The sequence below is a fragment of the uncultured Thiodictyon sp. genome (assembly GCF_903828115.1).
Lineage (GTDB): Bacteria > Pseudomonadota > Gammaproteobacteria > Chromatiales > Chromatiaceae > Thiodictyon.
Map to the genome: position 1 here is coordinate 1 of NZ_CAIKKU010000717.1, position 4582 is coordinate 4582.

A 4582-nucleotide genomic window follows, 5' to 3' on the forward strand; every position below is an offset into this window, starting at 1 on the left:
GCGACGCGACCGCGCCGGTCGCGTGGCCTCGTCGCGGCTGAAGCCGCTCCCACAAGGGACTTCGTTAATCCGAGCGGGACGGGGCATGAGCCCCGTCCCGCCCCCGGATGGGCCTCTATCAGGCCCTGGTCCTCCTATACCAGCCCGCGATGCCGAACAGCAGCGCGACCAGTATCAACTGCGCCCAGCCCGACAGCGTGGGGATCGGCAGGCTCGATGTCGGCACCGCGTCTAAATAGGTGAATCGCGACTGCAATACGAGGTCCCCACCAGGCGTTATGATCCTAACGTCCACCAGCGAGCTCGCCGTCACAGCGTTCATCGCCGTGGCCGACACGGGTGGGTAAGGCCCGGTCGTACAGGTCAGCAAGGTCGCGGTGGCGACAATCCCGGTACAGGGCGACCCGCCGAACAACACCTGCGACGCACCGTTCAGGTTCGTACCGGTGATTCTCACGGGCGTTCCGCCCGTCTTCGGACCGGAGGCCGGGTCGATGAGCGTCACCGTCGGCATTAACCACTGGTAGGTGTAGAGCGAATTGCCCGTGCCAACCCCATAAGGTGTCGTAACACTGACGCTCACCAGAATGTTCCCCGTGCCCGTCTTGTACTCCCCGGTCGTACAGGTCAGCGAGGTTGGGGAACCGACGCTCACCCCGGTGCAGGGCACAGCGCCAATCGTCACCGCCGTCGCACCGGTCAGGTCGGTACCGGTGATGGTCACGGACTGTCCGCCGCCCGTTGGACCCGCGTTCGGGGCGATCCCCGTCACGGTCGGTGCCGCCACGTAGGTGAAGAGCGCATTGGCCCCATTAGTCCCATAAGGCGTGGTGACCAGGACGCTCGCCGCGCCCGCCGCGTGCGCCGGGGTCGTGCAGGTCAACGAGGTCGCGGACGGGACGCCCACCAGGGCACAGGCCGCACCGCCGATCGTCACCCCCGTCGCACCGGTCAGGTCCGTACCGGTGACGATCACGGCCTGTCCGCCCGTCAAGCGGCCCGTCGTCGGGTTGATGGCCGTCACCGTCGGTGGTGGCACATAGGTGTAGAGCCCATTGGCCCCATTAGCCCCATAAGGCGTCGTGACCACGACGCTCGCCAGGCCCGCCGCGTGCGCCCCGGTCGTGCAGGTCAGCGAGGTCGGGGAACCGACGACCACCCCGGTACAGGTCGCACCGCCGATCGTCACCAACCCCGCACCGGTCAGGTCCGTACCGGTGATGGTGACGGGCTGCCCGCCCGCCGTCGGACCCGCGGTCGGGGCGATGGCCGTCACCGTCGGTGGGGAGACATAGGTGTAGAGTGAAGCGCCCGTGCCAGTCCCAGCAGGCGTCGTGACACTAACGTTGACCGTACCCGGTGCGTGCGCCCCGGTCGTACAGGTCAGCGAGGTCGCGGAACCGACGATGACCCCAGTACATGGCGTACCGCCGAGCGTCACCGCCGTCGCACCGGTCAGGGCCGTACCGGTGATGGTCACGGGCTGGTTGCCCGTCGTCGGACCCGTCGTCGGGTTAATGGCCGTTACCGTGGGTCCGGGCGGCGGCAAGGTGAAGGATACCGACGCCGTGCCGGCGGACACCGCCGCGATGGCGCCCAAGGGGAAGAGGCTGCTGCCGCCGCCGCCGCCGCCGCCGCCGAAGAATGAGTCATTGCCGGCGCCGCCGCCGCCGCCGCCCCAGCCGCCGCCGCCGCCGCCGGCGCCATAACCGCCGCCGCCGCCGCCGTTCAGGCCTCCGAGGGTGGAGGCTTCTCCGTCGGGCGCAGCCCCGTTTCCGCCTTTTCCGCCGAAACCGGCGCCACCGCCGCCGGAGGTCGTGACCCCGTCCACACCGTTGGCGCCCAAGTCCCCGCCGGCGCCACCCAGTTCATCTGGTTTAGGGGTATTGGTCCCGCCGGCACCGCCGATCGCGAGGGTGACCCCGCCCGCAAACCCAGGCCCGAAAGCCCCCCCGGCGCCGCCCGCGCCGCCGCCACCGGCATTCGTCGTGCCGCCATTGCCGCCAAGCCCGCCAAGCTCGAGGGGCGAGCTGGGATTAAAATCACCTTCTCCGCCGCCGCCGCCGGCAACGACCAGCGGACCCGTGGTCGCCGACCCGGTCGAGATGGCGGAGTATCCACCACCACCGCTGCCCACTAAGTTGGTACTGCCGCTCCCGCCGTCGCCCCCCACCGCGATATAGAGGGTCTGACCGGGCGTGAGGCCGCTCAGGGTGCCCGTGATGTGCGCCCCCCTGCCTCCGCGTAGGTCACCGACGTCACCGCCATTGGCGCCCGTGACCACATAGTTCAGCGAGGTGTAGCCCGGGCCCACCTCACAGGTATAAAGCCCGGGTACGGTCTGGTTAAAGAGCGAGCAGTCCGCGGCCAACGCGGCTTGTGAACCGAGCAGGCCGCCGGCCGCAAGCAGTGACAACAGCGTGCTGCGCCAGGTCAGCCGCCGCGGCCGCGGCCAATCCGGCGGCTGGGTGGGTGGGGGGGTGGTTGGAAAGAGGGCGGGCATCGGTTTGATCTCCTGGTCAGACGATGAGGGGAAGCCAATTGGAGGGACGGTGCGTCCGTTGACCTCTATCCAGCGATTCCCGGTGAGTGAACTACAGCATGGTTGGCCCCGTGCCGGGTGTCCCGTGGACTCAGCGCCGCGAACGACCGGCGCCGCCGCGCGCGACCCCGGCGTTGCGGGTCACGGCTTAAGACGGCCACGGGGCTTGGTCACTTGGTCACGGTGTATCCCGTGTACCTGCGGGGTCAGTTCAATTTTACCGCGCAAACCCGCATTTGGGCAAGGCATGACACAGGCCCGGAGGATGAAAGGCGGGCGAGGGGGCGGCTTCAGCCGGGCCGCGGCCAGGGCCGCGTACGCGCTCGACGCGCTCGCGGCGCGGCTCAAGCCGCTCCCATCGAGCCCCGGCCTGAAGGCGCAGGGTACCTTCTCAAGCGCCTGGGCGTTGGGGCCTCAACCGGAGGTCGAGGCGTCAGCCGGACGGGCGGCGGCGGCAATCCGCCAGGCCAGGATGTCGATGAGCCCCGGGTGGGCACCGACCAGCGCGGTGGGGTAGACGCGAAAGCCCGGGACCGCGGACTCGACCCGGGCGCAGATGGCGCCCAGGTCCCCGTCCGGTCCGGCGTGGCGCCCGGGGGAGAGGAAGAGGAGCGGGAGCAGGACGGGGCCTGTCGGGTCCGCGGCGGCGAGTCGGTGCAGGACGCTCTCCAGCAGGTCGCCGTTGAAGTCGTACTCCGGCCCGGGGCGCCGTTCCATCACCGCCTCCCGGAGTTGCACGCCGGGGCCGAGCCGCTCGCGCAGCCGCGCGGCGAGCCAGGTGCGCACGGCGGTGACGGCCGGGATGGGTGAGCCGTGGTCGACCAGCACCAGGCGCCGGGGGGCCAGGCCCAGGGCGGCGGCGGTGCGCCCGATGTTCCCGAGCAGGACCTCAATGAGGCGCGGCTCCCCGTCCGGCAGGGGGCAGAGTTCCGGGGTGCAGCGCAGTTCAAAGGGGCCCTGTTCGCGGCGCAGTTGCGCGGTCAGGTCGGGAATGAACCGGGTCAGGGCACGGCTGGGTCCAAACCACAGCGGGATGAGCAGGAAGTCCCGTCGGCCGGCGGCCAGGGCGCGGCGCAGCCAGGGTTCCAGGGTGTCGGCGCCGTGCCCGCCCAAGGCGTCGGCGGGCACCTGGTCCGCGTGCAGGAGCGACACCGGGTGCACCGCCCGCCCGCTGCGCCCGGCCAGGGCGCGGGCGAGCCGGCGCAGGGCCCGCGTGGACTCGGGGCGGGTGGAGCCGTTGTCGAGCAGGAGGGTGGCAGGCATGGGGCTTGGGGCGGCGGCCGGGGCGGGTGGTCCCGACGTGGCCCCGCCGGTTGGCAAAAGCAACGGGGCCAGGGTCCGCGGGGCCGCGCACCGGGCGCTGAACTGGATCGCCGCCGCCCCCGCGGACGGTCTACTGGTGCGCGGGGTGGATGCCGACTGGGCGGGTGAGTCCCCCGGCACCCGGGTGTGCGTTTGCGGTGCTTGCTCGATTGCCGGACCGGTATAAGGTAGTATCTTTTCCAGGGTGCGATTCAGACTGATGTGGTCGCGCCCACGCCGTAGGATGGGCAAAGCCCGCGCGCGATGGCGATGGTCCGGACCTGTCGCGGCGTCGCTCGGGCGTGCCCATCCGGGCCGCGTCGAGGTCTGGAGGATGGGCACGCTACGCTTTGCCCATCCTACAATCGACGATCCAGGCGACCCACATCAGTTTCGATCGCACCCTCATTTATTTGCGCTTACTTGCCGACAAGTGCTTGCTTGCACAGCACCTAGCGAAGGGGGGTTGAACTGTCGCGTTGAAAGCCCTATATTACCCACATATGATGGTCAAAAATCCACACATGGTATAAATCGGAGAAGCTGCCAAGGCGTTTGGCGTCTCGTCTGAAACCACCCAGGCCATAGCGGATTCCCAACCATGATCCTGTCGCACAAAATCGCGCTCGATCCCAACAACACCCAGCGCACCTACTTGGCGCGGGCCGCCGGGACTGCGCGCTTCGCCTACAACTGGGCGCTGGCGCAGTGGCAGGAGCAGTACCAGGCGTGCCAGGA

4 protein-coding genes are annotated in these 4582 nt (G+C 69.8%); 2 read left to right on the forward strand and 2 right to left on the reverse strand.

Annotation, left to right across the window (positions count from 1 at the left end; genetic code table 11):
* Positions 1-118: 118 nt before the first annotated feature.
* Both QZY48_RS26805 and QZY48_RS26810 read right to left on the reverse strand, forming a co-directional pair.
* Positions 119-2503: an IPT/TIG domain-containing protein gene (locus QZY48_RS26805; RefSeq protein ID WP_295436607.1), complete on the reverse strand. Its 2385-nt coding sequence runs from the start codon at positions 2501-2503 to the stop codon at positions 119-121.
* A 453-nt stretch (positions 2504-2956) separates the two neighbouring features.
* Positions 2957-3805 (reverse strand): cobalamin biosynthesis protein CbiX, encoded by an 849-nt coding sequence (locus QZY48_RS26810; protein WP_295436608.1) that lies wholly within the window; start codon positions 3803-3805, stop codon positions 2957-2959.
* On the opposite strand from QZY48_RS26810, the gene QZY48_RS26815 reads away from it, so the two are divergent.
* Positions 3804-4031, forward strand: a complete 228-nt coding sequence (locus tag QZY48_RS26815; RefSeq protein ID WP_295436609.1) for a hypothetical protein — start codon at positions 3804-3806, stop codon at positions 4029-4031. The genes QZY48_RS26810 and QZY48_RS26815 overlap by 2 nt on opposite strands.
* 414 nt (positions 4032-4445) lie before the next feature.
* On the forward strand, positions 4446-4582 hold a 137-nt coding region (locus QZY48_RS35065), incomplete at its 3' end, for a helix-turn-helix domain-containing protein (RefSeq protein ID WP_366929793.1).